This is a genomic window from Streptomyces sp. CG 926 (assembly GCF_003148825.1).
GTDB lineage: Bacteria > Actinomycetota > Actinomycetes > Streptomycetales > Streptomycetaceae > Streptomyces.
The window spans coordinates 351,162-376,877 of record NZ_QGGZ01000003.1 but is presented as its reverse complement, the minus strand read 5'-3'; the positions used below and the strand labels follow the sequence as shown (position 1 = coordinate 376,877).

The following is a 25,716-nucleotide window of genomic DNA, read 5'->3' as shown; positions in this document are numbered from 1 at the left end:
CCTCAGGCTCCCACGTGGACCGTCCCGCCGTCGTCACCCCTGTGGGTGCAGCTCGACCCGTGATCCGGTGTTCATACCCGGATGGCAAGCTTGAAGGATGAACGATGCTGCCCCGGCGCCCACCCCCGCGCCCGCGCCCCGCCGTGCCCGTGTCCGTGCCCCCGAGCTGATCGGCAAGGGCGGCTGGCTGAACACCGGTGGGAAGGACCTGAGCCTCGCCGACCTGCGGGGACGCATTGCGATCCTCGATTTTTGGACCTTCTGCTGCATCAACTGCCTGCATGTCCTGGACGAGCTGCGCGAGCTGGAGGAGAAGCACCGCGACACCGTCGTGATCATCGGCGTGCACTCCCCGAAGTTCGTGCACGAGGCCGAGCACGCCGCCGTCGTCGACGCCGTCGAGCGGTACCAGGTGCACCACCCCGTGCTGGACGATCCCGAGCTCGCGACCTGGAAGCAGTACGCCGTACGCGCCTGGCCCACGCTCGTCGTGATCGACCCCGAGGGGTACATCGTCGCCCAGCACGCCGGTGAGGGGCACGCGCACGCCATCGCCCGCCTCGTCGAGGAGCTGGAGGCCGAGCACGAGGCCAAGGGCACGCTGCGGCGCGGCGACGGGCCGTACGTGGCGCCCGAGCCGGTGGCCGGCGCCCTGCGGTTCCCCGGGAAGGCGCTGCTGCTGCCGTCCGGGAACCTGCTCGTCTCCGACTCCACCCGGCACCAGCTCGTGGAGCTGGCCGCCGACGGCGAGAGCGTCGTACGCCGCATCGGCAGTGGCGAGCGCGGCTTCGCCGGGGACAGCTTCAGCGAGCCCCAGGGCCTCGCGCTGCTGCCCGACGGCAAGGTCGTCGTCGCCGACACCGTCAACCACGCCCTGCGCCTCTACGACCCGGCCACCGGGCACGTGGAGACCGTCGCGGGGACGGGCAGGCAGTGGTGGCAGGGGTCGCCGACCTCCGGGCCGGCGCTGGAGGTGGACCTGTCCTCGCCGTGGGACGTGGCCTGGTGGCAGGGCCGGGTCTGGATCGCCATGGCGGGTGTGCACCAGCTGTGGACCTGGGACCCGGAGGCCGGGACGGTCGAGGTCGCGGCCGGTACGACCAACGAGGGGCTGCTCGACGGGCCGGCCGCCGAGGCCTGGTTCGCCCAGCCCTCGGGGCTCGCGGCCGCCGGGGACCGGCTGTGGATCGCCGACTCCGAGACCAGCGCCCTGCGGTACGTGGAGGCGGCCGATGACGGCCACGACGGGTACGTCGTCAAGTCCGCCGTCGGCACGGGGCTGTTCGACTTCGGCCACCGCGACGGGGACGCCGCCCAGGCCCTGCTCCAGCACCCGCTCGGCGTGACCGCCCTGCCCGACGGCTCGGTCGCGGTGTGCGACACGTACAACCACGCGCTGCGCCGATTCGACCCCGCCACCGGTCAGGTCTCGACGTTGGCCACCGACCTGCGCGAGCCCAGCGACGCCGTGCTGGTCGGCGAGGACATCGTGGTCGTCGAGTCCGCCCGGCACCGGCTGACCCGCCTGCGCCTGCCGGAGGAGGCCGTCCGCGTGGACGCGGTCGCCCACCGCACGCAGCGGGCCGCCACCGAGGTGGCCCCCGGCACGCTCCGTCTCGACATCGTCTTCCAGGCGCCGAGCGGGCAGAAGCTCGACACCCGCTACGGGCCCTCCACCCGGCTGCTGGTCTCCTCGACCCCGCCCGAGCTGCTGGCGGCAGGCGACGGCGCCGGGAGCGATCTCTTCCGGGAGCTGGCGCTGAACCCGGACGTCACCGAGGGCGTCCTGCACGTCTCGGCGATGGCCGCGTCCTGCGACGACGACCCCGCCAACGAGTACCCGGCCTGCCACGTCCACCAGCAGGACTGGGGCGTGCCCGTCCGCGTCACCGCCGACGGCACCTCCCGGCTGCCCCTCGTCCTCGCGGGGATGGACGCCGAGGGGTAGCCGGCGCACCGGCCTTCCTGGGGGGCTCAGCCCTCCAGGAAGGCCACCAGGGCGTTCGCCAGCAGGTACGGGTCGTCCGCGCCGCACAGTTCGCGGGCGCTGTGCATCGAGAGGATCGCGACGCCGATGTCCACCGTCTGAATGCCGTGGCGGGCGGCGGTGATCGGGCCGATCGTGGTGCCGCACGGCATCGAGTTGTTGGAGACGAAGGTCTGCCACGGGATACCGGCCCGCTCGCAGGCGGCGGCGAACACCGCGCGCCCGCTGCCGTCGGTGGCGTACCGCTGGTTGACGTTGACCTTCAGGATCGGTCCGCCGTTGGCGCGCGGGTGGTGCGTCGGGTCGTGCCGCTCACCGTAGTTGGGGTGCACGGCGTGCCCGGTGTCCGAGGACAGGCAGATGGTGCCCGCGAAGGCCCGCGCGCGGTCCTCGTACGAGCCGCCGCGGGCGAAGACTGAACGTTCCAGCACGTTGCCCAGCAGCGGGCCGTCCGCGCCCGTGTCGGACTGCGAGCCGTTCTCCTCGTGGTCGAAGGCGGCCAGCACCGGGATGTGGTCGAGCTTGTCGGAGGTGGAGACCGCGGCCAGCGCCGCGACACCCGCGTGCACCGACAGCAGGTTGTCCATGCGCGGGCCGGCCACCAGCTCGCGGTCACGGCCCAGGTAGGAGGGCGGCTCGATGGAGTGGACCATCAGGTCCCAGCCGGCCACCGACCCCTGCTCCAGGCTCTCTTCCTCCTCCAGGAAGGAGATCAGGTCGCCCTCCTGCACCTCGCCCAGACCCCAGATCGGCTGCATGTGCCGCTGCTTGTCGAGCTTGAGGCCGTCGCTGTTCACCGACCGGTCCAGGTGCACGGCGAGTTGGGGCACGCGCAGCAGTGCGCGGTCCACGTTCACCAGGCGCTCGGTGCCGTCGCGCAGCGTCAGCCGCCCGGCCAGGCCCAGGTCGCGGTCCAGCCAGGTGTTGAGCAGGGTGCCGCCGTAGATCTCGACGGCGATCTGCCGCCAGCCCTGGGAACCGGTGTCCGGCAGCGGCTTGACCCGCAGGTTCGGGGAGTCGGTGTGCGCGCCGACGATCCTGAACGGGGTGTGCGCGGCCGCGCCTTCGGGAACGAACCAGGCGATGAGCGCGCCGCCGCGGAGCACGAACTTGCCTCCGGTGCCCGCATCCCAGGCGTCCGTTTCCGACAACTGCCTGAAGCCCGCCTTCTCCAGCCGCTCCGCCGCGTTGGCCACGGCGTGGTACGGCGACGGACTGGCCGTCAGGAAGGTCATCAGATCGTCGGTGTGGCCGCGGTCGAAGCGGGCGGGAGAGCTCATGTGGTTCACCTTAATGACGGTCGTGTTCGCCGTGGCCGGACTGCGAGGGATGGCCGGAGGTCGGGGTCCGCAGGGTGGGTGATCTGCGGTCCCGTCGGTTTCAGCCCGGCGGGCGCTCGAAGCGGCGTTGCAGCTGCCTGCGCTCGCCCCGGCGGATGCGTGGGAGCATCTCCGGGGTCTGCGGGGAGCGCTGCGCGCGTCTCTTGCGTCCGGCGCAGAAGATACAGGCCTCGCCGGGAGGAGCGTCGGGGTCGATCGGCGCGCCGGGATGTTCGGAGCATCCCGAGGCGTTGCGCGGCCGGGAGAGTTCACGGGCGACGATGAAGGCGCGGTGCAGGTCGTCGGCGATGCGGACGAAGTCCTCCGCGGGTGAGGACAGGCCCAGATGGAACCGCTGCTCCTCGACGGCGCGCACGTGGGTGCGCAGCCGCTCCAGCGTGTACGGGGGGTCCGGTACGGGGTAGCCGAGACGGCGCTGCTCTCCGGCGGGGGCGGCGGGCGGGCCGCCGTGCCGGCGCTGTCCGAGGCGACGTCGGTCGTTGCAGATGAGGCAGCGGCCCCAGCCTTCGGGCGCTTCGGGGTCCAGGGCGCCGTTGGGGTGCTCCGGGCAGCCGGTGTAGCTCTTGGCGGGGGCGAGTCCGGTGGCCGTCTGGAAGGCCACGTACAGCGCGTCGGCGATGGTGTCGTATTCGGCGGGGTGGGCTCCGTCGTAGAGCTCGCGCAGGTGGTCGCCGAGGCTGCCCAGGCTCGCCTGCAGCTCCTTGAGGGCGTACGGCCGCCCGGTGGGGACGGAGTACCCCCTGCTGCCGTGCTGATCCTGTGGACTCATGTGTACGAGCGTCCCATGAACGACTGACATAGGGGAAAGCCGCAGGACAGGGGCCTGGGGCGCCGTGCCGAGGGCCGGGTACACGGCAGCGGCCGGGCCCCTGTGCGGGGGGCCCGGCCGCTGGCGCGTGGGTGCGGCGGTGGCGCGAGGTGCCTAGAAGGCGGCCTCGTCGAGCTCCATGAGGGAGTTGTCGACGACCTCGGCCAGCTGGCGCTGGACCGAGACGTTCGGCAGGACCTGCGACGCGAAGAACTTCGCGGCGGCGATCTTGCCGGTGTAGAAGGGGACGTCCTTCGGGGCGGCGGTCGCCAGCTTCTCGGCGGCCACGGCGGCGCCCTTGAGCAGCAGGTAACCGACGACCACGTCACCCGAGGCCATCAGCAGGCGGGTGGTGTTCTGGCCGACCTTGTAGATGTTCTTGACGTCCTCGCCGGTGGCGGTGAGGTCGACGATCATCTGGCCGACGATGGCCTCCAGGTCGACGGCGGCCTTGGCGAGCGCGTCGCGGGCGCCGGCCAGCTCCTCGCCGCCGACGGCCTCGGCCAGGAACTTCTTCATCGTCTCGCTGAGGATGTTCAGCGAGGCGCCCTGGTCGCGGACGATCTTCCGGAAGAAGAAGTCCTGGCCCTGGATGGCCGTGGTGCCCTCGTAGAGGGTGTCGATCTTGGCGTCGCGGATGTACTGCTCGATCGGGTACTCCTGCAGGTAGCCGGAGCCACCGAAGGTCTGCAGGGACTGGGCGAGCTGCTCGTAGGACTTCTCCGAGCCGTAGCCCTTGACGATCGGCAGGAGCAGGTCGTTCAGACCGATCTCGGCGGAGGCGTCCTCGCCGGCGGCCTGCTTGACCTGGATCTCGTCCTGCACGGAGGCCGTGTAGAGGACGAGGGCGCGCATGCCCTCGGCGTAGGCCTTCTGCGTCATGAGCGAGCGGCGCACGTCAGGGTGGTGCGTGATGGTGACCTTGGGCGCGGTCTTGTCCATGAAGTTCGCCAGGTCCGGGCCCTGCACGCGCTCCTTGGCGTACTCCAGCGCGTTCAGGTAGCCGGTGGAGAGGGTGGCGATGGCCTTCGTGCCGACCATCATGCGCGCGAACTCGATGATCATGAACATCTGGCGGATGCCGTCGTGCTTGTCGCCGATCAGCCAGCCCTTGGCGGGGTGCTGGTCGCCGAAGGTCATCTCGCACGTGTTGGAGGCCTTGAGGCCCATCTTGTGCTCGACGTTGGTGGCGTAGACGCCGTTGCGCTCGCCCAGCTCGCCGGTCTCCCAGTCGAAGTGGAACTTCGGGACGAGGAAGAGGGACAGGCCCTTGGTGCCGGGGCCGTGGCCCTCGGGGCGCGCGAGGACGTAGTGGAGGATGTTCTCCTCCATGTCGTGCTCACCGGAGGTGATGAAGCGCTTTACGCCCTCGATGTGCCAGGAGCCGTCGGCCTGCTGGATCGCCTTGGTGCGGCCGGCGCCCACGTCCGAGCCGGCGTCCGGCTCGGTGAGGACCATGGTGGAGCCCCAGCGCTTCTCGACGGCTATCTGCGCGACCTTCTTCTGCGCCTCGTTGCCCTCTTCGAAGAGGATGCCGGCGAACGCCGGGCCGGAGGAGTACATCCAGATGGCCGGGTTCGAGCCGAGCAGCAGTTCCGCGTAGGCCCAGATGAGGGAGCGGGGCGAGGTGGTGCCGCCGATCTCCTCGGGCAGGCCCAGACGCCAGTACTCCGACTCCATGAAGGCTTCGTAGCTCTTCTTGAAGGAGGCCGGGACGGGCGCGGTGTTGGTGGCCGGGTCGAAGACCGGCGGGTTGCGGTCGGCGTCCTCGAAGGAGGCGGCCAGCTCGTTCTCGGCGAGGCGGGCGAGCTCGGACAGGACGCTCTTGGCGGTCTCGGTGTCCATCTCCTCGAACGGACCGGTGCCGTACTGCTTGTCGCGGCCGAGCACCTCGAAGAGGTTGAACTCGATGTCGCGGAGATTCGACTTGTAGTGCCCCATGGCGACGGCTCCGTTAAGGCTCGGGGAGACAGGGTTCCTCGTACATACCAATCGGTAACAACATGATGCTACCCGTCGGTAATAACGGCAACCCTTCCGCGTGGACTGTGACCAGGGTCAAAGCTCGCACCAGACCGTCCTGGTCCGATACCCCTCGGTGACCCCCCATCGCAGCGCCACGGCCTCCAGTAGGGCGAGGCCACGCCCGGACTCGTCGGTACCGGTCGCCTCTCGCCGTACGGGCCGCGCGCGCGGATCGGGGTCGGTGAGCTCGACCCGCGTACGGGCTGCCCTTCCGCTCCCGCTCCGGCCCCCGCTGACGCGCAGGGTGACAGGGGTGCCGGCGCCGAGGTGGGTGATCACGTTGCTCAGCAGCTCGGTCACGCACAGCTCCGCGTCGGGGTGGCCGTCCGGCCCGAGGTGCTCGCGCACGGCGTGACGCAGGAGGCGGGCCGCCCGAGCGGTGGCGGGCAGCCGGATCACGAGCTCGTTCACGGCTTCGTCAGCGCGGCGGCGATCCGCTGCGCGGTGGCGGCGTTGCAGTTGCCGAGGGTGATGAGGGGCGGCGAGTCGTACCGACCGGCATAGGAGAGGAGGTGCAGGTCGAGCGAGGGGAGGGTGATTCCGTGCGCGGTGAGCGCGGCGCGCAGCGCGTCGAGGGCCGCGGTGGCCTCGCGGTCGTGGGGGTGGTCGCCCATGAGCGTTCCGTTCCTGTCCGGAGTGTGACGAAGCCCTCACAGACTGATGTCGTGCTGCGTACCGTGGGAAGGGTTTCCGGTTGCGCTGGACAAGTGGCAAATGGCGGTGGTGGGTTGTGCCTGCTCGCAAGGACCCGGATGCGTCGGCGAACGTGCCGTCCTTCTACGGCGCGGAACTCCGCTACAAGCGGGAGGCGGCCGGGCTCACGCTCGACCAGCTGGCGGAGGGCAGCTTCCGAGGCGTGCCGTTCCTGAGCCAGATCGAGCGCGGCGAGCGGCGCATGCCGCTGGACCTGGCCCGGCACGTGGACGCGAGGCTGGGCACGGACGGCTTTTTCGAGCGCCGCTGTGAAGACGCGCGCCGCGCGAGGCAGTCGGGGTACGCCGAATACTTCGCGGACGTCGCGGAGATGGAGCCGTTCGCCGAGACCATCGAGGAGTGGGCCCCGATGCTCGTGCCGGGGCTGCTCCAGACCCCCGCGTACGCGCGGGCGATCAGCCGTGCCGCCATGCCCCGGGCGACCGACGAGACGATCGAGACGCTGGTGGCGGCCCGGATGGGCCGGGCGAGACTCTTCGACAGGGAGTGCCCGCCCGACCTCTGGGTGGTGCTCGACGAGTCGGTGCTCCGCCGCCCGGCCTTGTCGGCGCCGCAGATGGCGGAGCTGCTGGAGCACATCGCGGCCGTGGTCCGCCGGACCAGGGCCATTCTGCAAGTCGTCCCGGAAACGACCGCCGCGCACGCGCTCATGATGGGCATGGCGAAATTGATGACCTTCCCGGACGCTCCGCCCGTGGTCTACGTGGAGAGCCTGCACAGCGGCCAACTCATCGACTTTCCGGCCCTCGTGAAGGAGTACCGCAGGTCTTACGATCTGTTGAGGGCCGCCGCCTTGCCGCCGGGGGCGTCCCTGGCCCTCCTCGACGCCGCGGCAGAGGGCTACCGAAATGGCAAGCAGCGGAATTGACCTGAGCGCCGCGACCTGGCGCAAGAGCAGCTACAGCAACGGCACGGGCGGCGACTGCGTCGAGGTGGCGGACGGCCTCACCGGGCTCGTGCCCGTGCGGGATTCCAAGCGGCCCGACGGCGGCACGGCCGTGGTGAGCGCGGCGGCCTGGGGGTCCTTCGTGGCCGGCCTCAAGGCCTTCTGACCGCACCCCGCAGGGGATCGGTGGCCGGTACCGGCCGGTACTGTCGCGGCCGCTCGGTAGGCTTCGGCCCATGTACGGCTACGACCAGAACCCGGGCGCGCAGCAGCAGTATGCGCAGCAGCCCCCGCAGGGCTACGCGCAGCAGGCGCCGCCGCTGTACCCGGAGCCGTCCCCGCCCTCCCTCACGGACGCGGTGCGGGCCTTCACCACGGGGTCGCTCTCCGCCGAGGACTTCCAGCAGATCTTCGCCACCTCGAAGGTCTACTGCCCGCGCGGCGACACCCCCGGGTTCCTGGCGCTGCACAACACGCAGCACCCGGTGATCCCCATGTTCACCACGCTCAAGGAACTGCGCCGGTACGCCGGCAAGGAGTCCAAGTACTTCGTGATCACCGGCGCCGAGGTGATCGACCTGCTGCCCACCGGGTACGGCTTCGTCCTCGACATGGAGGGCGACCACCGGATGGTCTTCGACGCGAAGGCGGTCGAGCAGATGGTCGACTTCGCGATGCGCCGGATGTACGGCTGACGCCGTTGCTGCGCAGCCGCGCAGACGGCTGACCGCAGCCGTGGCCTGACGGGGGGGCGGGGACCGTGCTGCGCGTGCATTTCACGGCGGAGGACCTGCTCGACATCGCCTTCGCGAGCGAGCCGCTGCCGCTGGTGGAGTTGGGCATGGCCATGGCCGCCTGGCAGCGCACCGACGAGCAGGCGGTTTTCGGCCGCTGGCGCGGCCGTGTCGGCCGGGAGTTACCGGGCCGCGCCCGCCCACTCCTGGACCTTCTGCGTCCCGACGGCGACAACCCCCAGTTCGTCGAGCCGTACACGCGCACCCTGGCGGAGGGGCTGGCCGTCGTACGGGACGCCGGCGCCCTCCTGACCCCCTGCGAGCTGCGCCGCGTCGCCGCCCGGGCCCCCGGCTCCCCGTCCTGGCTGCGCGCCCTGTGGGCCCAGGACCGCGAGGCGTGGGAGCAGCTCGGCGGCGCGCTCCGGTCCGCCTACGAGGTGGTCGTCGCCCCGCACTGGCCGCGGATCCGGCAGTCCTTCCAGGCGGACGTGGCCTGGCGTGGCCGGCTGTTGGCCGCCCACGGGATCAGAACGTGCCTGGCGAGCACGCATCCGCGGGCCGCCTGGTCGGGCACGGTGCTGGAGGTGGACGGGCCGCCGCACTACGAGGCCCGCCTGGGCGGGCGCGGCCTGCTGCTGATGCCCTCGTCGTTCTGGACGGGCCGGCCGCTGCTCGCCGAGGGCCCGGACGGGCCGGACGGCAGGCGGGTGCTGCTCTACCCGGCGCTGACGCCGCTGCCCCTGATCGGTCCGGGCCCGGCGCAGGGGGCGTTGGACGCGCTGCTGGGCCGGACCCGGGCGGCGGTGCTCCAGTCGCTGATCGAGCGGCGTACGACCAGCGAGCTGGCCCGGGATCTCGACATCAGCCTCCCCTCGGCGTCCGAGCACACCCGCACCCTGCGCGCGGCCGGCCTGATCACCACGGAGCGCGACGGCAAGGCGGTCCTGCACTCGGTGACGGGCCTGGGCGTGGACCTGCTGCACAGCGGCGGCTGACCGGCGGGCGTCGCGCAGCCGACCGGCGGGCGCTCGGCGGCCCAAGGGTCGGGCCGACCCACCTTTCGGCCCTGCCCGAAAGGATCGCGGGCCGGCCCGGTCCGCCCGGAGTATCGGTGCCGCGGGGGGATCCACGGGGGACCCCCCGCCCCATCCATGAGGAGGCAGAGATGGCCCGTACGACGATCCGCACGACGCTCGCCGCGGTGGCCGCCGCGACGCTGGCGCTGGGCACGGGGGTGCTGGCCGCCGGCCCGGCCCAGGCCTCGTACAACACCGTCGAGGGGTGCCGCTCGGGCGAGGCGTGCATCTGGCCGGAGGGCTCGCCGGCGGCGGGCGTCCAGCCGTCGCTGCGGTTCCGGAACGCGGGGACCTACAACCTCAGCAACCAGGAGAACTGGCACTGGGTCCTGAACAACCAGACCTCCAACTGGAAGTTCAGGCTGTGCACCGGCTACAACGGCACGGGGGTCTGCACCGACGTGCCCGTCGACACGTGGGTGGCGGTGAACCTCTCGCCGATCAACTCGGTCATCGTCTCGCCGTAACCGCAGGTCAGGATCGCCCGGACCCCGGAGGAAATTTCCTCCGGGGTCCCTCTGTTGTGCGGGTGTGGCAGAAAGTTCGAGTTTCAACTAAACTCGACGCAGAAGGAGGTCCTGACCATGCCCGCAGTGACTGTTGAGAACCCGTTGACCCTTCCGCGTGTGGCCGAGCCGCAGGCCGCCGTTCCGCGCAAGGTGCTGGCCGTCGTCTCCGCCCCCGGTGGGTTCGAGGGCGAGGGATTTCCGGTGCGCCGCGCGTTCGCCGGGATCAACTACCAGTACCTCGACCCGTTCATCATGATGGACCAGATGGGCGAGGTGGAGTACGCGCCGGGTGAGCCGAAGGGCACCCCCTGGCACCCGCACCGCGGTTTCGAGACCGTCACGTACCTGATCGACGGAACCTTCGTCCACCAGGACAGCAACGGCGGCGGCGGGATCATCAACGGCGGTGACACCCAGTGGATGACCGCCGGTTCGGGCCTGCTGCACATCGAGGCCCCGCCGGAGTCTCTCGTCGTGTCCGGCGGGCTGTTCCACGGCCTCCAGCTGTGGGTGAACCTCCCGGCCTCCGACAAGATGATGCCCCCGCGCTACCAGGACATCGGCGGCGGCCAGGTCCAGCTGCTGACCACCCCGGACGGCGGCTCCCTGCTCCGCGTCATCGCCGGTGAGCTGGACGGTCACCAGGGCCCGGGCATCACCCACACCCCGATCACGATGATCCACGCGACCGTCTCGCCGGGCGCGCAGATCACCCTGCCGTGGTGCGAGGACTTCAACGCCCTGGCGTACGTCATGGCCGGGCGCGGGTCCGTCGGCGAGGACCGTAGGCCCGTACAGACCGGGCAGACGGCCGTGTTCGGCGAGGGCGGCTCGCTCACCGTGCGGGCGGACGCGTCCCAGGACTCCAACGCCCCGGACCTGGAGATCGTGCTCCTCGGCGGACGTCCCATCCGGGAGCCGATGGCGCACTACGGACCGTTCGTGATGAACAGCCAGCACGAGCTGCAGCAGGCCTTCGACGACTTCCAGGCGGGTCGGCTGGGCCGTATCCCCACCACCGCGCGCACCGGCCTCGGCCACCGCGGCACGGGCACGGCGGACCAGGACTGATCCGCAGGCCAGGCCGGGCCGGGCCTGCGGGTGAGGCCGGCTAGGACGGATCCACGGGCTCGGGCGCCGCTTCGGCGGCGTACCGGGCCCGCAGTTCCGAGATCACCCCGAAGACGGCGGCGGTCAGCGGCACGGCCAGCAGCATCCCCAGGATCCCGGCGACGCTCGCGCCCGCGGTGATGGCCAGCATCACCACCGCCGGGTGCATCTGCACCGTGCGGCTCTGCACCACCGGCTGCAGTACGTAGCCCTCGATCATCTGGACCAGCAGCACCAGGCCCAGCGCCCACAGGCCGATGATCCAGCCCCGGTCGGCGAAGGCCACGAGCACGGCCACGGCGCCCGACAGGATCGCCCCGAGGTAGGGGATGTAGGCCGTCACGAAGACCAGGGCGGCCAGCCCCAGCGCACCCGGCACATCCAGGATCAGCAGGCCCGCACCGATCAGTACGGCGTCCACCAGGGCCACGAACGTGGTCCCGCGCATGAAGCCCTCGACCGCCTCGAAGGCGCGCCGTCCCATGGCCTCCATCAGGTCGCCCGAACGGCTCGGGACGATGGAACGCAGCGTTCCCACGGCCCCGTCGGAGTCGCGCAGGAAGAAGAAGATCAGCACCAGCGCGAGCAGCACCATCGCGATCATCGAGCCCACCACGCTGAGCCCCGAGACCACACCGGAGGCGGCCGTGCCGCCGAACTTCGCGAGCAGGTCCTTGGAGTTCGCCGCGATGTCCTCCAACGAGGTGCCCACCGCCCCGAAGTGCTCGGAGACCATCTCGCCGGCCCGCCGCAGCGAGTCGATGATCTCGCCGCCGGTCTCGATGAGCGCGAGGACGACGACGTACGCGGCCCCGCCGACCACCGCGACCACGGCGAGGCAGGTCAGGGCCGCGGCCAGGGAACGGTTCATCCCCATGCGCACCAGGCGCCGGTGCATCGGCCCGAGCAGGGCCGTACCGAGCACGGCCAGCAGTACGGGCGTCACGGCGGCCTCGAAGACCGTGCACAGCCATACGCCGACGGCGAGGACCGCGGTGACGAGCAGGACGACGCCGCACCAGGCGGCGAGCCGCCGTACGGGCGCGGGCAGAAGGGGATCGGACACCGCTGCATCCCATCACACCCCGCCGCGCCCCGCCGAGCCGCGTCGCACCGTGGCCCGGTCGTGCCCTGTCGCCGGGTCAGAACACCGGGTCGGCGTCCGTCTTGGACTGCTCGTGCAGCTCGAACCAGATCGACTTGCCCTCGCCCCGCGGGTCCACGCCCCACGCGTCGGCCAGCATCTCCATCAGCAGCACCCCGCGCCCGCTGGAGGACATCTCCCCCGGCTGCCGCTTGTGCGGGAGTTCGTCGCTGCCGTCCGCGACCTCGACGCGCAGCCGGCGCGCGCCCAGCTCGCCCATCGCCTCCGCGACCAGCAGGGCGTCGCCGTCGGTGTGCGTCAGCACGTTCGTCACCATCTCGGAGACCATCAGCACCGCCGAGTCGACCTGGTCGGGGTCGGCCCAGTCGTGCAGCAGCTCGCGGATCTGCTGCCGCACGCCCGCGATCCGTTCGGGCTCCACCTGGGCCACGGTCAGCACGGTGCGGCGCACGGGACGGGCCGGGTGCGGCAGCGAGGTGCCCGAGGGGCGCTCCGCGCTCTCGCGGCACAGCAGCACCACCGCTATGTCGTCCTCGCGGCGGTCGGCGAGCGGGCCGGTGGTGTGGTGCGAGGACGGCCCGTGCACGGCCTGGACCAGCAGGTCGGCCAGCCGTTCGAGGTGCGGGGGCGCGAGATGCCCGACCGCGTCGGCGCCCGCTCCCGCTCCCGCCACCCGCGCGTCGTAGGCGGGCTCGTACGGGTTCTCGTGCGCGTCGGACTCCAGGACCGCCCGGAGCCGCGCCCAGCCGGTGTCCAGGTCGTGCCCGCCGGTCTCGATGAGTCCGTCGGTGCAGAGCATCATCGTCTCGCCGGGCTCCAGGGTGAACCGGGTGGTCGGGTAGTCGGATTCGGGGTCGATGCCCAGCGGCAGCCCGCCCGCGGTGGGGCGCATCAGGACGGTGCCGTCGGCCATCCGGATCGCGGGATCGGGATGGCCGGCCCGGGCCACCTCCAGCATGCCGGTCCGCGGATCGCACTCCACGTACAGGCATGTCGCGAACCGCGGGCTCTGGAAGTAGGCGTCGGAGTCGGAGCCCTGGCCGCCGTCGTCCGCGTACGGGTCGGACTCGGGCGAGGAGCACAGTCCGGCCAGGAAGCGGGAGGCGCGCGAGAGCACCGCGTCCGGCCGGTGGCCCTCGGACGCGTACGCCCGTACGGCGATCCGCAGCTGACCCATCAGGCCGGCCGCCCGCACGTCGTGGCCCTGGACGTCGCCGATGACCAGCGCGAACCTGCCCGACGGCAGCGGGATCATGTCGTACCAGTCGCCGCCGACCTGGAGCCCGCCACCCGTCGGCACGTAGCGGGCCGCGATCCGCATGCCGGGGATCTCCGGGCCCAGCTGCGGCATCATCGACCGCTGCAGGCCGGTGGTGAGCTCGCGCTCGGACTCGGCCACCACGGCGCGCTGGAGTGCCTGGGCCAGCATCCGGGCCACCGTCGTCAGGACGGACCGTTCGTCGGGCGAGAAGGACGCCGGGTGCTTGAACGCGGCCATCCAGGCGCCCATGGTCCGCCCGGCCACGATCAGCGGCAGGAAGGCCCAGGAGTACCGGTCGAAGCGCTGGGCGAGCGGCCAGGCGGCCGGGAAGCGCCGCTTGTAGTCCTCGGGGGTGGGCAGATAGATCGCCCGGCCGGTACGGACGACCTCCGCGGCCGGGTAGTTCGTCTCCAGCGGCATGTCGGAGAACGGGCCCTCGTCCCCCGGGTCGTGCCCGTGGTGCCCGATGATCGACAGCCGGTCCCCGGCCACGCCGAAGACGGCCAGCCCGTCCGGGCTGAAACCGGGCATGGAGAGCGAGGCGGCGACGCGCAGTACCTCGGCCGTGGACCGCGCCTCCGCCAGCGCGCGCCCCGCGTCCAGCAGGAAGGCCTCGCGGGAACGCCGCCAGTCGCCCGTGATGGGCGTGTGGGCGGCCGTGGTGCCGGGCTGCGGCTCGGCGATCTCCTGGATGGTGCCGATCAGCTCGTAGTCCGTGGTCCCGTCGGCCGCCCGGTTCTCCACGGGTTTGGAGCGGCTGCGTACGGTCCGCAGCACCCGGCCGTCCACGTCCATGATCCGCAGCCGGGCCTCCGCGAGGGTGCCCTCGGCGACCGCCAGGTTCACGATCCCGTTGATCTCGTTCCAGTCCACCGGGTGGAAGCGGGACCGTACGGCGACCTCCGGCAGCACCACCGGTTCGGCGGGCAGCCCGAGGAGCCGGGCGGCCTCGCCGTCGAGGGTGACCGTCCCGGAGGCGTTGTCCCATCGCCACAGGCCGGTCGCGATGGCGGCCAGAACGTCCTCGGTGCGCACTCGGCCATCTTTACAGGTCATATCCGGTACGTGCCTGTTCGCCCACGTACCGGGACGCGTCCGCCCGTGGCCCACGGACGTGTTTGCGCAGGCTGGAGGGAGTGCCCGACCCGCCTCCTTCCCGGACGGTAACCTTGGGACGGTTGAATCCACCCTGGTATCGCGTAGAACTGGATGACTGATGCATCGGTACAGGTCCCACACCTGCGGCGAGCTCCGCGCCTCTGACGTCGCCGCCGACGTCCGACTGAGCGGCTGGCTGCACAACCGTCGAGACCTGGGCGGCATCCTCTTCATCGATCTGCGCGACCACTACGGCATCACGCAGCTGGTCGCCCGGCCCGGCACCGCGGCGAACGAGGCGCTGAGCAGCGTCACCAAGGAGACCGTCGTCCGCATCGACGGCAAGGTCGTCTCCCGTGGCGCCGACAACGTCAACCCGGAGCTGCCGACCGGCGAGATCGAGATCGAGGTCTCCGCGGTCGAGGTCCTCGGCGCGGCCGCCCCGCTGCCGTTCACGATCAACACCGACGACGGGGTGAACGAGGAGCGGCGCCTGGAGTACCGCTTCCTCGACCTGCGCCGCGAGCGCATGCACCGCAACATCATGCTGCGCTCGGCCGTCATCGCGTCGATCCGCTCGAAGATGGTGGCCCTCGGCTTCAACGAGATGGCGACGCCGATCCTCACCGCGACCTCCCCCGAGGGCGCCCGTGACTTCGTCGTGCCGTCCCGCCTGAACCCGGGCAAGTTCTACGCCCTGCCGCAGGCGCCGCAGCAGTTCAAGCAGCTGCTGATGATCTCCGGCTTCGACCGGTACTTCCAGATCGCGCCGTGCTTCCGCGACGAGGACGCCCGCGCCGACCGTTCGCCGGGCGAGTTCTACCAGCTCGACGTGGAGATGTCCTTCGTCGAGCAGGAGGACGTCTTCCAGCCGATCGAGCGCCTGATGACCGAGCTCTTCACCGAGTTCGGAGGCGGCCGCGAGGTCACCTCGCCGTTCCCGCGGATCCCGTTCCGCGAGTCGATGCTGAAGTACGGCAACGACAAGCCCGACCTGCGCGCCAAGCTGGAGCTCGTCGACATCACCGACGTGTTCGAGGGCTCGGAGTTCAAGGCGTTCGCCGGCAAGCACGTGCGTGCCCTGGCCGTTCCGGACACCGCCGCGCAGCCGCGCAAGTTCTTCGACGGCCTCGGCGAGTACGCGATCTCGCTGGGCGCCAAGGGCCTGGCCTGGGTGCGGGTGGGCGAGGACGGTGCCCTGACCGGCCCGATCGCCAAGTTCCTCACCGAGGAGAACGTCAAGGTCCTCACCGAGCGCCTGGGCCTGGTCCCCGGCCACGCCGTGTTCTTCGGAGCGGGCGAGTTCGACGAGGTCTCCAAGATCATGTCCGGCGTCCGCGTCGAGGCGGCCAAGCGCGCCGGCCACTTCGAGGAGAACGTCTTCCGGTTCTGCTGGATCGTCGACTTCCCGATGTACGAGAAGGACGAGGAGACCGGCAAGATCGACTTCTCCCACAACCCCTTCTCCATGCCGCAGGGCGGGATGAAGGACCTGGAGGAGAAGGACCCGCTGGACATCCTGGCCTGGCAGTACGACATCGTCTGCAACGGCATCGAGCTGTCCTCCGGCGCCATCCGCAACCACGAGCCCGAGGTCATGCTGAAGGCCTTCGAGATCGCCGGTTACGAGGCCGAGACCGTCGAGCGCGAGTTCGCGGGCATGCTGCGCGCGTTCCGCCTGGGCGCCCCGCCGCACGGTGGCATCGCCCCGGGCGTGGACCGCATCGTGATGCTGCTGGCCGACGAGCCGAACATCCGCGAGACCATCGCCTTCCCGCTGAACGGCAACGCGCAGGACCTGATGATGGGCGCGCCGACGGTGCTGGAGGAGGCCCGTCTGCGTGAGCTGAACATCGCGCTGCGCAAGCCGGTCGAGACGAAGGCGGCGGAGCGGCCGGTCTCCGACGCGGTCACCCCGGACGCCGGGTCCCCGCGGGGCTGACGTCCGGCCCACCGATAAGACGAAGGCGGCGCCCCCCTCCTTGCCGGAGGGGGGCGCCGCCTTCGTCGTATCGGTACTAGAACTGCTCCAGGATGCCCTTGACCAGGGCGGCGGAGGTGAGTTCGGTGGGGGCCGGGCCGGCGTGGAAGAAGCCGGCGTTCTCGGCGTCCAGCTTGCGCAGGAAGTCGAAGGCCTTGGCGTCGTGGTCGCCGAAGGCGACGAACTGCCAGTGCACGCCGGGGGCGGCGGTGGCGGCGTCGGCCAGGGCCTGCCGGGCGGGCTGACGGTTGTCGGGGGCGCCGTCGGTCTGGAAGACGACCAGGGCCGGGCCCTCGCCGCCGTCCTTCTGGTAGCGCTCCAGGACGGCCTCGACGGCCACGTGGTAGCTGGTGCGGCCCATCCGGCCGAGCTCGGCGTGGCGGGCCTCGACCCAGGCGGCGTCATAGCCGTCGAGGGCCAGGTCGGCGGTGCCGTCCACCTCCGTGGAGAAGAACACGGTGTGCACGGTCGCCGCGTCGTCCAGGTGCGCGGCGAGGGCCAGGGCGTGGTCGGCGAGGTACTGGGCGCTGCCGTCCTTGTAGAACCCGCGCATCGACCCGGAACGGTCCAGCACGAGGTAGACCTTGGCCCGCGCCCCGGCCTTCCCCTTGCTCCGCAGCACCTGCCCGGCGGCCTTGTACGCCCCCGCGACCTCGGGCGCCCGCCGCCGCACGACGGCGGCCCCGTTGGCCGGCGCCTCCGCCCCGGCAACCGGCTCGACCTCGACGGCGACGGGCTCGGCTTCGACCTCGGGCTGCTCTGCTTCGGCGACGACCTCGGCCGGCTCCGGCGCGGCGGCGACCGGCTCGGCTTCGACCTCGGCGGCGACCGGCTCGGCCTCCACCTCGGCGGCGACGGGCTCGGCTTCGACCTCGGCGGCGACCGGCTCGGCCTCCACCTCGGCGGCGACGGGCTCGGCTTCGACCTCGGCGGCAGCCGGCTCGGCCTCCACCTCGGCGGCGACCGGCTCGGCTTCGACCTCGGCGGCGACCGGCTCCGCCTCAGGGGCGGTCTCGGCCTCGACCTCGGCCGGCTCCGCCTCGGGGGCGGCGGCTTCGGCTGCGACCGGCTCGGCCTCCACCTCGGCGGCAGCCGGAGCCTCGACCTCGTCCTGTGCCTGCGGAGCCTCGGCCTCAGCCGGCTCCGCGGCGGGAGCGTCCTGCGCCTCGACGGCGACCGGCTCCGCCTCAGGGGCGGCCTCGGCCTCGGCGGCGACCGGCTCGGCAGCCGGTTCGGCGGCCGGTTCGGCAGCCGGCGTGGGCTCCGCCGGGGGTGCGGGGGTTTCTCCGCCGGGCTTCGCCGCAGGCGCACGGCGGGCTTCCGGCACCGTCGGGTCCGCCGCCGTGGCGGGGGCCGTGAGGACCGTGCCCGGTTCGCGGTCACGCGGGCTGGACTGCGGCGGAACCGTCGGGTTGTCGAAGGACGCCGCCACCATTTCGGCGGCGACGTCCAGAGGGGTCCGTTCCGCCTGGTTCGGGACAGCGGCCGAAGGGGTGTCCGTAGTTTCCGGAACGGAGTCCGCGGACCGTCCGAATACCTTGCGCAACAAGCTCCGAATACCCATGGGCCAGGCCTTTCGCATGTGTGCGTGCGTCATTTGTCCGTGCTGCGCGGATGATCCCTGCCCAGAGTGGACACGTAAGGTTATCGGCCGCCCGGCTGGATCTTCGGCAGGGGCGCCTTTCGTGGCGTCCGGCTCCCAATCACCCGTACACGCTGAGTGAACTGCCGCTCCGACGTGCCGGGTTCACCGACCGTTCATCCCCGCGCCGCCGCTTCGGCGCAACCCGGGCCTACCGTCTCGGCTGGATCGTACCGACAGGTTGTCGGCGCCCACGCAGCTACTCGGAGGACACTCGTGCGCAAGCTTCTGCCGTTCATCGGCAACCCGCATGGGAGCGGCCGGTCCGCTCTCACCTGTCGTTACCGCTGTGGCGACGCCTGCTTCCACGAGGTGCCGAACACCAGCGACAACGAGTACGTCGGCGATGTCATAGCCCGCGCCTACTCCCGCCGCGCGATGCTGCGTTCCGCCGCCGTCGTGACGGTCGCCACCGCCGCCGGGTCCGCCGTCGCGTTCGGCGGCTCGGGGCAGACCGCCAACGCCACCCCCTCCGCCGATGCCGCCGCGGCCGGCGCGGGCAAGGGCGGCGAGGCCGCCCGTGGTCTGCGCTTCAAGGCCGTCGCGCCGAACACCGACGACAAGGTCACCGTCCCCGAGGGCCACGACCAGAACCTGGTGATCCGCTGGGGCGACCCGATCGTCAAGGGCGCCCCGGGCTTCAACCCCGACAAGCAGACGGCCGCCGCGCAGGCCGGTCAGTTCGGCTACAACAACGACTTCCTGAGCCTCCTCCCGCTCGGCGGCGACTACGAGCGCCAGCAGCTGCTCGTGGCCAACCACGAGTACACGGACGAGAACCTCATGTTCAAGGCGTACGACGCGAACAACCCGACCCGCGAGCAGGTCGAGATCGCCTGGGCCGCGCACGGCCTGTCCGTGGTCGCCGTCCAGGAGGACCACCGCAGCGGCAAGCTGACCGCGATCAGCCGCCACCAGCTCAACCGGCGCCTGCACACCACGAGCGAGTTCCGCCTGACCGGCCCCGCCGCCGGTAGCGCGCTCCTGAAGACCTCCGTCGACCCCACCGGCACCAAGGTGCTCGGCACGCTCAACAACTGCGCCGGTGGCACCACCCCGTGGGGCACCACCCTGCACGGCGAGGAGAACTTCAACCAGTACTTCGCCAACGCCGGCCAGGTCACCGACCCCGCCCAGGCCGCCCGCCTGAAGCGCTACGGCATGACCACCGGCGCCACCGAGCGCAAGTGGGAGCGGTTCGACAAGCGCTTCGACGTGGCGCAGGAGCCCAACGAGTCGCACCGCTTCGGCTGGGTCGTCGAGCTGGACCCGTACGACCCGAACTCGGTCCCGCGCAAGCGCACCGCGCTCGGCCGCTTCAAGCACGAGGCCGCGCAGCCCCGTCTGACCGAGGACGGCCGTCCGGTCGTCTACATGGGCGACGACGAGCGCTTCGACTACTTCTACAAGTTCGTCTCGTCGAAGCAGATGAAGAAGGGCAATTCGCGCGCCGCGAAGGAGCACAACCTCACGCTGCTCGACGAGGGCACCCTCTACGTCGCCAAGCTCACCGGTGACTCCCCGGCCGCCGAGCTCGACGGCACCGGCAAGCTCCCCACCGACGGTGAGTTCGACGGTTCCGGCGTGTGGATCAAGCTGGCCACCGGCAACGTCTCGCACGTCGAGGGCATGACCGCCGAGGAGGTGTACGTCTTCACGCGCCTGGCCGCCGACAAGGTGGGCGCCACCAAGATGGACCGCCCCGAGGACGTCGAGCCCTCCCCGCGCACCGGTCGCGTCTACATCGCGCTGACCAACAACACCGACCGGGGTAAGCCGGGCAAGGAAGGCGCCACCGAGGCGAACCCGCGCAACCTGAACAAGCACGGCCAGATCCTGGAGCTCGCCGAGAACTTCGACGACCCGGCGGGCGACGGGTTCGCCTGGCGGCTCTTCCTGGTCGCCGGTGACCCGAACGACCCGGCCACCTACTTCGCGGGCTTCCCGAAGGACAAGGTCAGCCCGATCTCCTGCCCGGACAACGTGGCCTTCGACCCGCACGGCAACCTGTGGATCTCCACGGACGGCAACCAGCTCGGCTCCCACGACGGCCTGTTCGGTGTCGCGACGGCCGGTGAGCGCCGCGGTGAGCTCAAGCAGTTCCTGACCGTTCCGCGCGGCGCCGAGACCTGCGGCCCGCTCATCCAGGACAAGCGCGTCCTGGTCTCCGTCCAGCACCCGGGTGAGATCGACGGCGCGTCCGTCGAGAAGCCGCAGTCGGTGTGGCCCGACGGTCCCGGCAAGATCGTCCGCCCGGCGGTCGTGTCCGTGTGGCGCAAGGACGGCCGCAACATCGGCGTCTGACCGGACCAGTTGACCCGAGGGGCGTGTTTCACGTGAAACACGCCCCTCGGGCATCCAAGCCGCTCAAACCGTGCAATGCGCTCAATTCCCTTCCGGCGTCCTGCCGACGGGGAGGTGGAGCGTCGTCACGGCGCCTCCGTCGGGGGCGTTGGCGAAGCCCACCACGATCTCCAGCACGGCCGCCTGCCCCATCACGATGGTGAGCCCCAGTCCGTGACCGCGGCCGCGGCCCGGGTCCCCGGTACGGAAGCGCTGGGGACCCCGCTCGATCAGCTCGGGCGGGTAGCCGGGTCCGTGGTCGCGGACCACCACCATCGGGCCCTCCACCGTCACCTCGACCGGCGGGCTGCCGTGTTTGCCGGCGTTGACCAGCAGGTTGGCCAGGATCCGGTCGAGGCGCCGCCGGTCGGTGACCACCACGGTGTCCCGCACCACCCGTACCGACACGGCCGGCCCGCCTTCCGGGGCGGCCCCGCTCCCCGCGGCGGCCGCGGCGACGGCCCGCTCCACCGCCCGGCCGAGCTCCACCCGGGCGAGGTCGGCCCGCTCGACGCCCGAGTCCAGCCGGGAGATCTCCAGCAGGTCCTCCGTCAGCAGGTGCAGGGCCCTCAACCGGTTGTTGATCATCTCCTTGGGTCGGCCCTCGGGCAGCAGCGCCGCGGCGGCCAGCGAACCGGTGAGCGGGGTCCGCAGCTCGTGCGCGACGTCCGCCGTGAAGCGCTTCTCCGCCTCCAACCGGCCCTGGAGGGAGCTGGCCATCGAGTCCAGCGCGTGCGCCACGTCCCGTACCTCGTCGCGGGAGCCGCGCGGGCCCTGATCGTCCCCCTCGTGCGGGAAGTTCACCCGGGCGTCCAGGTCCCCGGCGGTGATCCGGCGGGCCACGGCGGCCGTGGTCGCCAGCCGCCGGCTGATCCGGTCGGCGAGGAACAGGCCCGCCAGTGCCACCAGCCCGGCCGCGAGGGCCGCGGAGGCGAGGATGGCGGTGTCCATGTCCCGCAGCCGCTCGCGGGTGCTCCCGAAGGGCAGCCAGACCGCGAGAGCCTGGCCGTCCGCGGGCCCGGCCGCCCACATGACGGGCTTTCCCCCCTGCACTCCGACGATGCTGCCGGTCTGGCCGCTCGCGACGAGCTCGCGCAGCCGCCGGGGAAGGTCGGGCGGGTCGAGCACGGCGTTCACGTCGCCGTGCGCGGTGCCGTACTCGTAGTGGCCCAGGGCGTGGGCCAGCTCGGTGGCGGCGGCCTTGCGGACCTCGCCGACCATCTGCCGCGCGACCACGTTGTGCACGAGGATGCCGAGCGCGGCGGCGACCATGCAGCACACCATGGTGGTGGTCAGCGCGATCTTCCAGCGCAGGCTGCTCAGCGCGCGCATCGCGACCCCGCCTCGCCCACCGGGTTCTGCGTCAGTGCCGGGCAGTCGTCGAGGGTGAGCTGGGACAGGTTCATGATCCCGGCCTTCGGGTCCCAGACGTAGTCGGAGACGGACACGTAGGCGGGATTCGTCGTGGGCTCGCGGACCGCCAGGTGCTCGGCGGCCACCTCGACGCCCTCCAGCACCCCGCGCCGGGACAGGATCCGGGCGATGCTCCCGTCGTCCTGGACGGTGTAGACGCGCAGCTCGCTGACCCGGTCGTCGATGTCCAGGGCGGTGATGAGCTCCTCCCGGCCGTTGCCCGTCAGGTCGTGCAGGACCGCGGGGCGCACCGGGCAGTCGGGGCCGCCGTCCACAGCCTGTGTGCAGAGGGCGAGTCGCCGGCCGGCGCGTGGGTCGACGAGCCGGCCGGTACCGCCGTCCTGCTCGGCGGCGGAGGTGACGTCGGCGCGTACGACGGACAGCGCGTCCACCCCGCGCATGCTCAGATCCGTCACCTTCGGAAGCCCGGGGACCACGGCGGCCGTGCCCGGCTTCTGATCCGGGGCGGGCGGCTCGGGGCGGATGTCCTTCCACAGGCTCTTGGGGGCGTGCACCGTGCCGAGATCGCCGTCGCTCTGCAGTCCCTCCACATCGGCGCACCCCGCCAGGAGTACGGCGAGGACCATCACGGCGGGGGCGCGGCGCATGCTCCGATGCTGCCCCCTGCGCCCCCGTCCGGCCCGGGAGGCGACCCATTCGGGGGACGCCGGGCCCGGGTGGGCCCGCGGCGGTCAGGACTCCGGCCGGGCGATGGCCAGGGCCGCCGCGATCTCCTGGTGGACGGGGGCCAGCACGCTCGTTCCCGCGCCCTCCGGCTCCGCGTTCTCGACGCGTACCGGGACGGTGCTGCTGCGCACCCGGTCGGCCAGGTCGTGCAGCCGGCGCGCGATCGACTCGACCTCACCGGCGGGGGGCGGGGTCGCGCCGTGGTTGACGCGGACACGCGCGGCGGTGGTCGCGTCCACGATCCGCTCGACGGCGACCACCAGCGGCCACCAGGCGGCGGCCCGCGGCCCGGTCGGCGGCGGCTCGGTCAGCGCCCGCTGGAACTCGCTGCGTACGCCCGACAGGTCCCGGTAGATGCGCCGCCGGGCCTGGAGGCGGGCGGTGCGGGCCACGGCGAACGCGGCCTCGTCGGCGACCGGCGCGAAGGCCCGTTCCACGTAGCGGGCGGCGTCGTCCACGGTGTCGGCGAGCCGGTCGCCGATCCGGGTGTGCCAGCTCTCGGGCCACAGCAGGTACCCGAAGACGAGGGTGATGGCGCAGCCGATCAGGCTGTCCACCAGCCGGGGCCGGATCAGGTCGAAGCCCTGGTGGTTGAGCAGGTCCGAGAGGAGCAGGATCACCGGGGTGATCGCGGCGGTCTGGAAGGCGTACCCCTTGGCGGAGAAGGCGGGGATCAGCCCGGCGAGCACCACCATCACCGGGACGTCCCACCAGCCGCGCGGCACCTCGGAGAGCACTGCGGCCGCGACGACCAGCCCACCCGCGGTGCCGAGCGCGCGCAGCACGGCCCGGGAGAAGACCGAGCCGAAGTCGGGCTTGAGGACGAAGGTGACGGTCAGCGCGATCCAGTAGGAGCGCTCGACCTCGATCACCGATACGAGGGACTGCGCGATCCCGATGCACAGCGCGAGCCGCAGCCCGTACCGCCAGGAGGCCCGGGACAGCATCATGTCGCGGACCGCGCGCCGGGCCCGCACTCGCAGCGCGGCGGGCCGGCCGAGCCGGTCGTCCACGTTGTGCAGGTCGGGTTCGGCGATGTGCACGATCTTCGCCGCGTGCCGCAGGGCCGCGTCGACGGCCCGCTCGGCCGGGGTGTGCGCGGCGGGCAGTTCCAGTTCGGGGGCCGTGGTGCGGCCCTCCTCGACGGCGTCGGCCAGTTCCCGTACGGCCGCCGGGATCTCGGGGGGCAGCGGCCGGCCGCGCAGGTGCGCGGCGGGCGCGGCCTCCACCAGCGGGATCACCACGTTGAGCTGGGCCAGCAGGCGCACCAGGGAGGGGCTGCGCCCGTGCACCCGGGCCCGGCGGCCGAGCACGAGGTCGTAGGCGTGGTTGATGGCCTGGGTGACCTCCTGACGGCGTTCGTCGTAGCGGGCGCCGGGGCCGCCGGCGGCCTCCAGGGCGTCGGCCAAGGCCCGGTAGGTGTCGGCCACGGCGGTGCGCTCCGGCTGCCGTCGGCGCAGCGGCCAGCCCAGCAGGGTCAGCGCGAGGACGAACAGCCCGCCCGCGGTCAGCAGCAGCGGGGCCGTCCACCAGGGCTCGGGCAGCGGCAGCCCGGCGCCGATCACGGCGTTGAGCAGGAGCAGCAGTCCGGACACGGAGGCGACCGTGCCGATGGAGGAGATCATCCCGGAGACGAGGGCGATGAGGGTGAGCGCTGCTACGGCCAGCCAGCCGTGCCCGTAGACCAGGGTGCCCAGCGCCACTCCGACGGCGCCGACGAGCTGGGGGACGGCGATGGTCAGGACGCGCATCCGGTAGGCGTCGGCGGTGTCGCCGAGGACTCCGGCGAGGGCGCCCATGGAGGCGAGCGCGCCGTATTCGGGCTCGTCGAGGGCGAAACCGACCGCGAGCGGGACGGACATCGCGACTGAGGCCCGGGCCACGGCGGCCCACGGGATCGGTGCGGTACTGGGCTTCAGACCGCCCAGCAGCCAGGCGGGCGGAGCCAGCGGAAGGTGCCGGGCTCTCCGCGACGATATGTGTTCGGTGCGTTCGGTGCTCATTCCCGCTTCCGTGCCCGCCGCTCGCGATTCGGTTCTTCTGGGATCTTCTGCATGGTTCTGTGTGTGTTGGTACCTTCCGAGCTTATGGGGTGGGGCGTAGTCGGCCCATCACCCAGGCGGCGAGCGCGGCGGCGAGCCCGATCACCAGCACCACCCAGGCGGTGGTGCGCAGGTACGCGGTGAGCGCGTCGTACACCGCCCCGGCGGCGGGTCGGTCGATGTCGGCGGGCAGATCGTCGAGGGTGAGCCGGCGGCACACCTCCACCGCGAGCCACAGCAGCCCGGCCCCGACGGCCAGTCCCGCTCCGGTGGCCAGGACGGCGCGCCGCCGGTGGACGGCGACGGCGATGGCCGCCGCGGCCAGGAGCAGGGTCAGTACGGGGAGCCAGACGCCCGCGACTTCGAGCATGTGCAAGCCCTTCCGGAGATCGGCGAGGTTGTCGTACTCCATGACCTTCACGGTCAGGTGGGTCACCGGGATGCGGTCGGCGAAGGGCACCTCGTCGGCGACGAGGTCGCCCCTGACCTGGGCGATGACGGGAGCGAGGTCGATGGTGAGGGCGTCGCCGCGGCCGGTGGTGAGGGCGTCGAGGAACGCGGCGTGGGCGGCGCGGTTGGCCGCGTCCCAGGCGGTCCGGTAGGCGGAGGTGCCGGCGAAGGAGTGCAGGGCCTCGCCGAGCAGGGTGTCCAGGCCGATCTGGAAGGGGCCCGCGTCGATCTGCCCGGCGAGGGCGCGTGAGACCTGTGTGACGACGACCTCCTGCACCTTGGGGTTCTCGGCGAGGGGGGACATGGCGGCGGTGTACCGGTCGGCGTCGCCCAGCTCGCGGTCGGCCCAGTACGCGACGGCGCTCGCGGGCACCAGAAGGGCCACGAGCACGATGAGTACCGTCGACAGGATGGTGCGCACGTCACCAGGGAATGCGGACGCGGGGCCGCGCGCGAGCGGTGTTGCTGCGGGCGGGTGGTGGGCCTTCGGTCGGCGTGGCATCCT

Annotated in this window: 21 protein-coding genes; 9 read left to right on the top strand and 12 right to left on the bottom strand. The window is 72.0% G+C overall.

Translation table 11 applies throughout. The annotated features are described in order from the left end of the window. Nucleotides 1-97: 97 nt before the first annotated feature. A complete protein-coding gene (locus BCL76_RS10350; RefSeq protein ID WP_109779188.1) occupies nucleotides 98-1,948 on the top strand; it encodes an NHL domain-containing thioredoxin family protein in 1,851 nt (616 codons plus the stop codon). Between the two features lie 26 nt (nucleotides 1,949-1,974). Here the strand turns inward: BCL76_RS10350 and BCL76_RS10345 are convergent, their stop codons facing one another. From BCL76_RS10345 to BCL76_RS10325, 5 genes are all read right to left on the bottom strand, one after another. Next, the gene (locus BCL76_RS10345; protein WP_109779187.1) at nucleotides 1,975-3,267 is read right to left on the bottom strand and encodes a M18 family aminopeptidase; all 1,293 of its coding nucleotides are present in this window, start codon (nucleotides 3,265-3,267) and stop codon (nucleotides 1,975-1,977) included. A gap of 100 nt (nucleotides 3,268-3,367) precedes the next feature. Continuing rightward, complete coding sequence (locus tag BCL76_RS10340) at nucleotides 3,368-4,096, bottom strand: hypothetical protein (RefSeq protein ID WP_109779186.1); 729 nt, start codon at nucleotides 4,094-4,096, stop codon at nucleotides 3,368-3,370. Between the two features lie 153 nt (nucleotides 4,097-4,249). Further along, a complete protein-coding gene (locus tag BCL76_RS10335) occupies nucleotides 4,250-6,076 on the bottom strand; it encodes an acyl-CoA dehydrogenase (protein WP_109779185.1) in 1,827 nt (608 codons plus the stop codon). 117 nt (nucleotides 6,077-6,193) lie between these two features. Next, nucleotides 6,194-6,571 (bottom strand): ATP-binding protein, encoded by a 378-nt coding sequence (locus BCL76_RS10330; RefSeq protein ID WP_109779184.1) that lies wholly within the window; start codon nucleotides 6,569-6,571, stop codon nucleotides 6,194-6,196. Beyond that, nucleotides 6,568-6,774, bottom strand: coding sequence for a hypothetical protein (locus tag BCL76_RS10325; RefSeq protein ID WP_109779183.1), 207 nt, complete (start codon nucleotides 6,772-6,774; stop codon nucleotides 6,568-6,570). The genes BCL76_RS10330 and BCL76_RS10325 overlap by 4 nt, the downstream gene beginning before the upstream one ends. A 116-nt stretch (nucleotides 6,775-6,890) precedes the next feature. On the opposite strand from BCL76_RS10325, the gene BCL76_RS10320 reads away from it, so the two are divergent. The 6 genes from BCL76_RS10320 (at nucleotide 6,891) to BCL76_RS10295 (ending at nucleotide 11,150) form a co-directional block, all read left to right on the top strand. Continuing rightward, on the top strand, nucleotides 6,891-7,742 hold the full coding sequence (locus tag BCL76_RS10320; protein WP_109779182.1) for a helix-turn-helix domain-containing protein: 852 nt from the start codon (nucleotides 6,891-6,893) through the stop codon (nucleotides 7,740-7,742). Continuing rightward, on the top strand, nucleotides 7,723-7,926 hold the full coding sequence (locus BCL76_RS10315) for a DUF397 domain-containing protein (RefSeq protein ID WP_181382501.1): 204 nt from the start codon (nucleotides 7,723-7,725) through the stop codon (nucleotides 7,924-7,926). The genes BCL76_RS10320 and BCL76_RS10315 overlap by 20 nt, the downstream gene beginning before the upstream one ends. 70 nt (nucleotides 7,927-7,996) lie before the next feature. After that, on the top strand, nucleotides 7,997-8,455 hold the full coding sequence (locus BCL76_RS10310) for an SseB family protein (RefSeq protein WP_033215170.1): 459 nt from the start codon (nucleotides 7,997-7,999) through the stop codon (nucleotides 8,453-8,455). 74 nt (nucleotides 8,456-8,529) lie between these two features. After that, nucleotides 8,530-9,489: an ArsR/SmtB family transcription factor gene (locus BCL76_RS10305; protein WP_146228352.1), complete on the top strand. Its 960-nt coding sequence runs from the start codon at nucleotides 8,530-8,532 to the stop codon at nucleotides 9,487-9,489. 170 nt (nucleotides 9,490-9,659) lie between these two features. Continuing rightward, nucleotides 9,660-10,037, top strand: a complete 378-nt coding sequence (locus tag BCL76_RS10300) for a hypothetical protein (RefSeq protein ID WP_109779180.1) — start codon at nucleotides 9,660-9,662, stop codon at nucleotides 10,035-10,037. Nucleotides 10,038-10,154: 117 nt separating this feature from the next. Then, nucleotides 10,155-11,150, top strand: coding sequence for a pirin family protein (locus BCL76_RS10295; protein ID WP_109779179.1), 996 nt, complete (start codon nucleotides 10,155-10,157; stop codon nucleotides 11,148-11,150). Nucleotides 11,151-11,190: 40 nt separating this feature from the next. Here the strand turns inward: BCL76_RS10295 and BCL76_RS10290 are convergent, their stop codons facing one another. Then, the gene (locus BCL76_RS10290) at nucleotides 11,191-12,255 is read right to left on the bottom strand and encodes an AI-2E family transporter (RefSeq protein WP_109779178.1); all 1,065 of its coding nucleotides are present in this window, start codon (nucleotides 12,253-12,255) and stop codon (nucleotides 11,191-11,193) included. 76 nt (nucleotides 12,256-12,331) lie between these two features. Continuing rightward, the gene (locus BCL76_RS10285; protein ID WP_109779177.1) at nucleotides 12,332-14,590 is read right to left on the bottom strand and encodes a SpoIIE family protein phosphatase; all 2,259 of its coding nucleotides are present in this window, start codon (nucleotides 14,588-14,590) and stop codon (nucleotides 12,332-12,334) included. 181 nt (nucleotides 14,591-14,771) lie between these two features. Between BCL76_RS10285 and aspS the strand changes: the two genes are divergently transcribed. Beyond that, nucleotides 14,772-16,595 (top strand): aspartate--tRNA ligase, encoded by a 1,824-nt coding sequence (aspS, locus tag BCL76_RS10280; protein ID WP_109779176.1) that lies wholly within the window; start codon nucleotides 14,772-14,774, stop codon nucleotides 16,593-16,595. 76 nt (nucleotides 16,596-16,671) lie between these two features. Here aspS and BCL76_RS38890 read toward each other — a convergent pair whose 3' ends face one another. Beyond that, nucleotides 16,672-18,069 carry a VWA domain-containing protein gene (locus BCL76_RS38890; RefSeq protein ID WP_309136818.1) on the bottom strand — a complete coding sequence of 466 codons (1,398 nt, stop codon included), beginning with the start codon at nucleotides 18,067-18,069 and terminating at the stop codon, nucleotides 16,672-16,674. Between the two features lie 423 nt (nucleotides 18,070-18,492). Here BCL76_RS38890 and BCL76_RS10270 point away from each other — a divergent pair, with 423 nt between their 5' ends. Next, nucleotides 18,493-20,580, top strand: coding sequence for a PhoX family protein (locus tag BCL76_RS10270; protein ID WP_109779175.1), 2,088 nt, complete (start codon nucleotides 18,493-18,495; stop codon nucleotides 20,578-20,580). An 81-nt stretch (nucleotides 20,581-20,661) separates the two neighbouring features. Here the strand turns inward: BCL76_RS10270 and BCL76_RS10265 are convergent, their stop codons facing one another. The 4 genes from BCL76_RS10265 to BCL76_RS10250 form a co-directional block, all read right to left on the bottom strand. Further along, the gene (locus BCL76_RS10265; protein ID WP_109779174.1) at nucleotides 20,662-21,951 is read right to left on the bottom strand and encodes a sensor histidine kinase; all 1,290 of its coding nucleotides are present in this window, start codon (nucleotides 21,949-21,951) and stop codon (nucleotides 20,662-20,664) included. Next, entirely contained in the window at nucleotides 21,939-22,640 is a 702-nt protein-coding gene (locus BCL76_RS10260) for a hypothetical protein (protein WP_109779173.1), read from the bottom strand. Before BCL76_RS10260 ends, BCL76_RS10265 begins: the two co-directional genes overlap by 13 nt. 84 nt (nucleotides 22,641-22,724) lie before the next feature. Further along, nucleotides 22,725-24,722: an FUSC family protein gene (locus BCL76_RS10255; protein WP_181382499.1), complete on the bottom strand. Its 1,998-nt coding sequence runs from the start codon at nucleotides 24,720-24,722 to the stop codon at nucleotides 22,725-22,727. A gap of 82 nt (nucleotides 24,723-24,804) precedes the next feature. Then, nucleotides 24,805-25,632 (bottom strand): hypothetical protein, encoded by an 828-nt coding sequence (locus BCL76_RS10250; RefSeq protein WP_109779172.1) that lies wholly within the window; start codon nucleotides 25,630-25,632, stop codon nucleotides 24,805-24,807. Between the last annotated feature and the right edge of the window lie 84 nt (nucleotides 25,633-25,716).

Excerpts from the sequence above, each read along its gene's own strand:
- BCL76_RS10315 (WP_181382501.1), top strand. The coding sequence starts at position 7,723 with ATGGCAAGCAGCGGAATTGACCTGAGCGCCGCGACCTGGCGCAAGAGC.
- BCL76_RS10325 (WP_109779183.1), bottom strand. The coding sequence starts at position 6,774 with ATGGGCGACCACCCCCACGACCGCGAGGCCACCGCGGCCCTCGACGCG.
- BCL76_RS10310 (WP_033215170.1), top strand. The coding sequence starts at position 7,997 with ATGTACGGCTACGACCAGAACCCGGGCGCGCAGCAGCAGTATGCGCAG.
- BCL76_RS10335 (WP_109779185.1), bottom strand. The coding sequence starts at position 6,076 with ATGGGGCACTACAAGTCGAATCTCCGCGACATCGAGTTCAACCTCTTC.
- BCL76_RS10260 (WP_109779173.1), bottom strand. The coding sequence starts at position 22,640 with ATGCGCCGCGCCCCCGCCGTGATGGTCCTCGCCGTACTCCTGGCGGGG.
- BCL76_RS10345 (WP_109779187.1), bottom strand. The coding sequence starts at position 3,267 with ATGAGCTCTCCCGCCCGCTTCGACCGCGGCCACACCGACGATCTGATG.
- BCL76_RS10350 (WP_109779188.1), top strand. The coding sequence starts at position 98 with ATGAACGATGCTGCCCCGGCGCCCACCCCCGCGCCCGCGCCCCGCCGT.
- BCL76_RS10295 (WP_109779179.1), top strand. The coding sequence starts at position 10,155 with ATGCCCGCAGTGACTGTTGAGAACCCGTTGACCCTTCCGCGTGTGGCC.
- BCL76_RS38890 (WP_309136818.1), bottom strand. The coding sequence starts at position 18,069 with ATGGTGGCGGCGTCCTTCGACAACCCGACGGTTCCGCCGCAGTCCAGC.
- BCL76_RS10340 (WP_109779186.1), bottom strand. The coding sequence starts at position 4,096 with ATGAGTCCACAGGATCAGCACGGCAGCAGGGGGTACTCCGTCCCCACC.
- aspS (WP_109779176.1), top strand. The coding sequence starts at position 14,772 with ATGCATCGGTACAGGTCCCACACCTGCGGCGAGCTCCGCGCCTCTGAC.
- BCL76_RS10265 (WP_109779174.1), bottom strand. The coding sequence starts at position 21,951 with ATGCGCGCGCTGAGCAGCCTGCGCTGGAAGATCGCGCTGACCACCACC.
- BCL76_RS10300 (WP_109779180.1), top strand. The coding sequence starts at position 9,660 with ATGGCCCGTACGACGATCCGCACGACGCTCGCCGCGGTGGCCGCCGCG.
- BCL76_RS10255 (WP_181382499.1), bottom strand. The coding sequence starts at position 24,722 with ATGAGCACCGAACGCACCGAACACATATCGTCGCGGAGAGCCCGGCAC.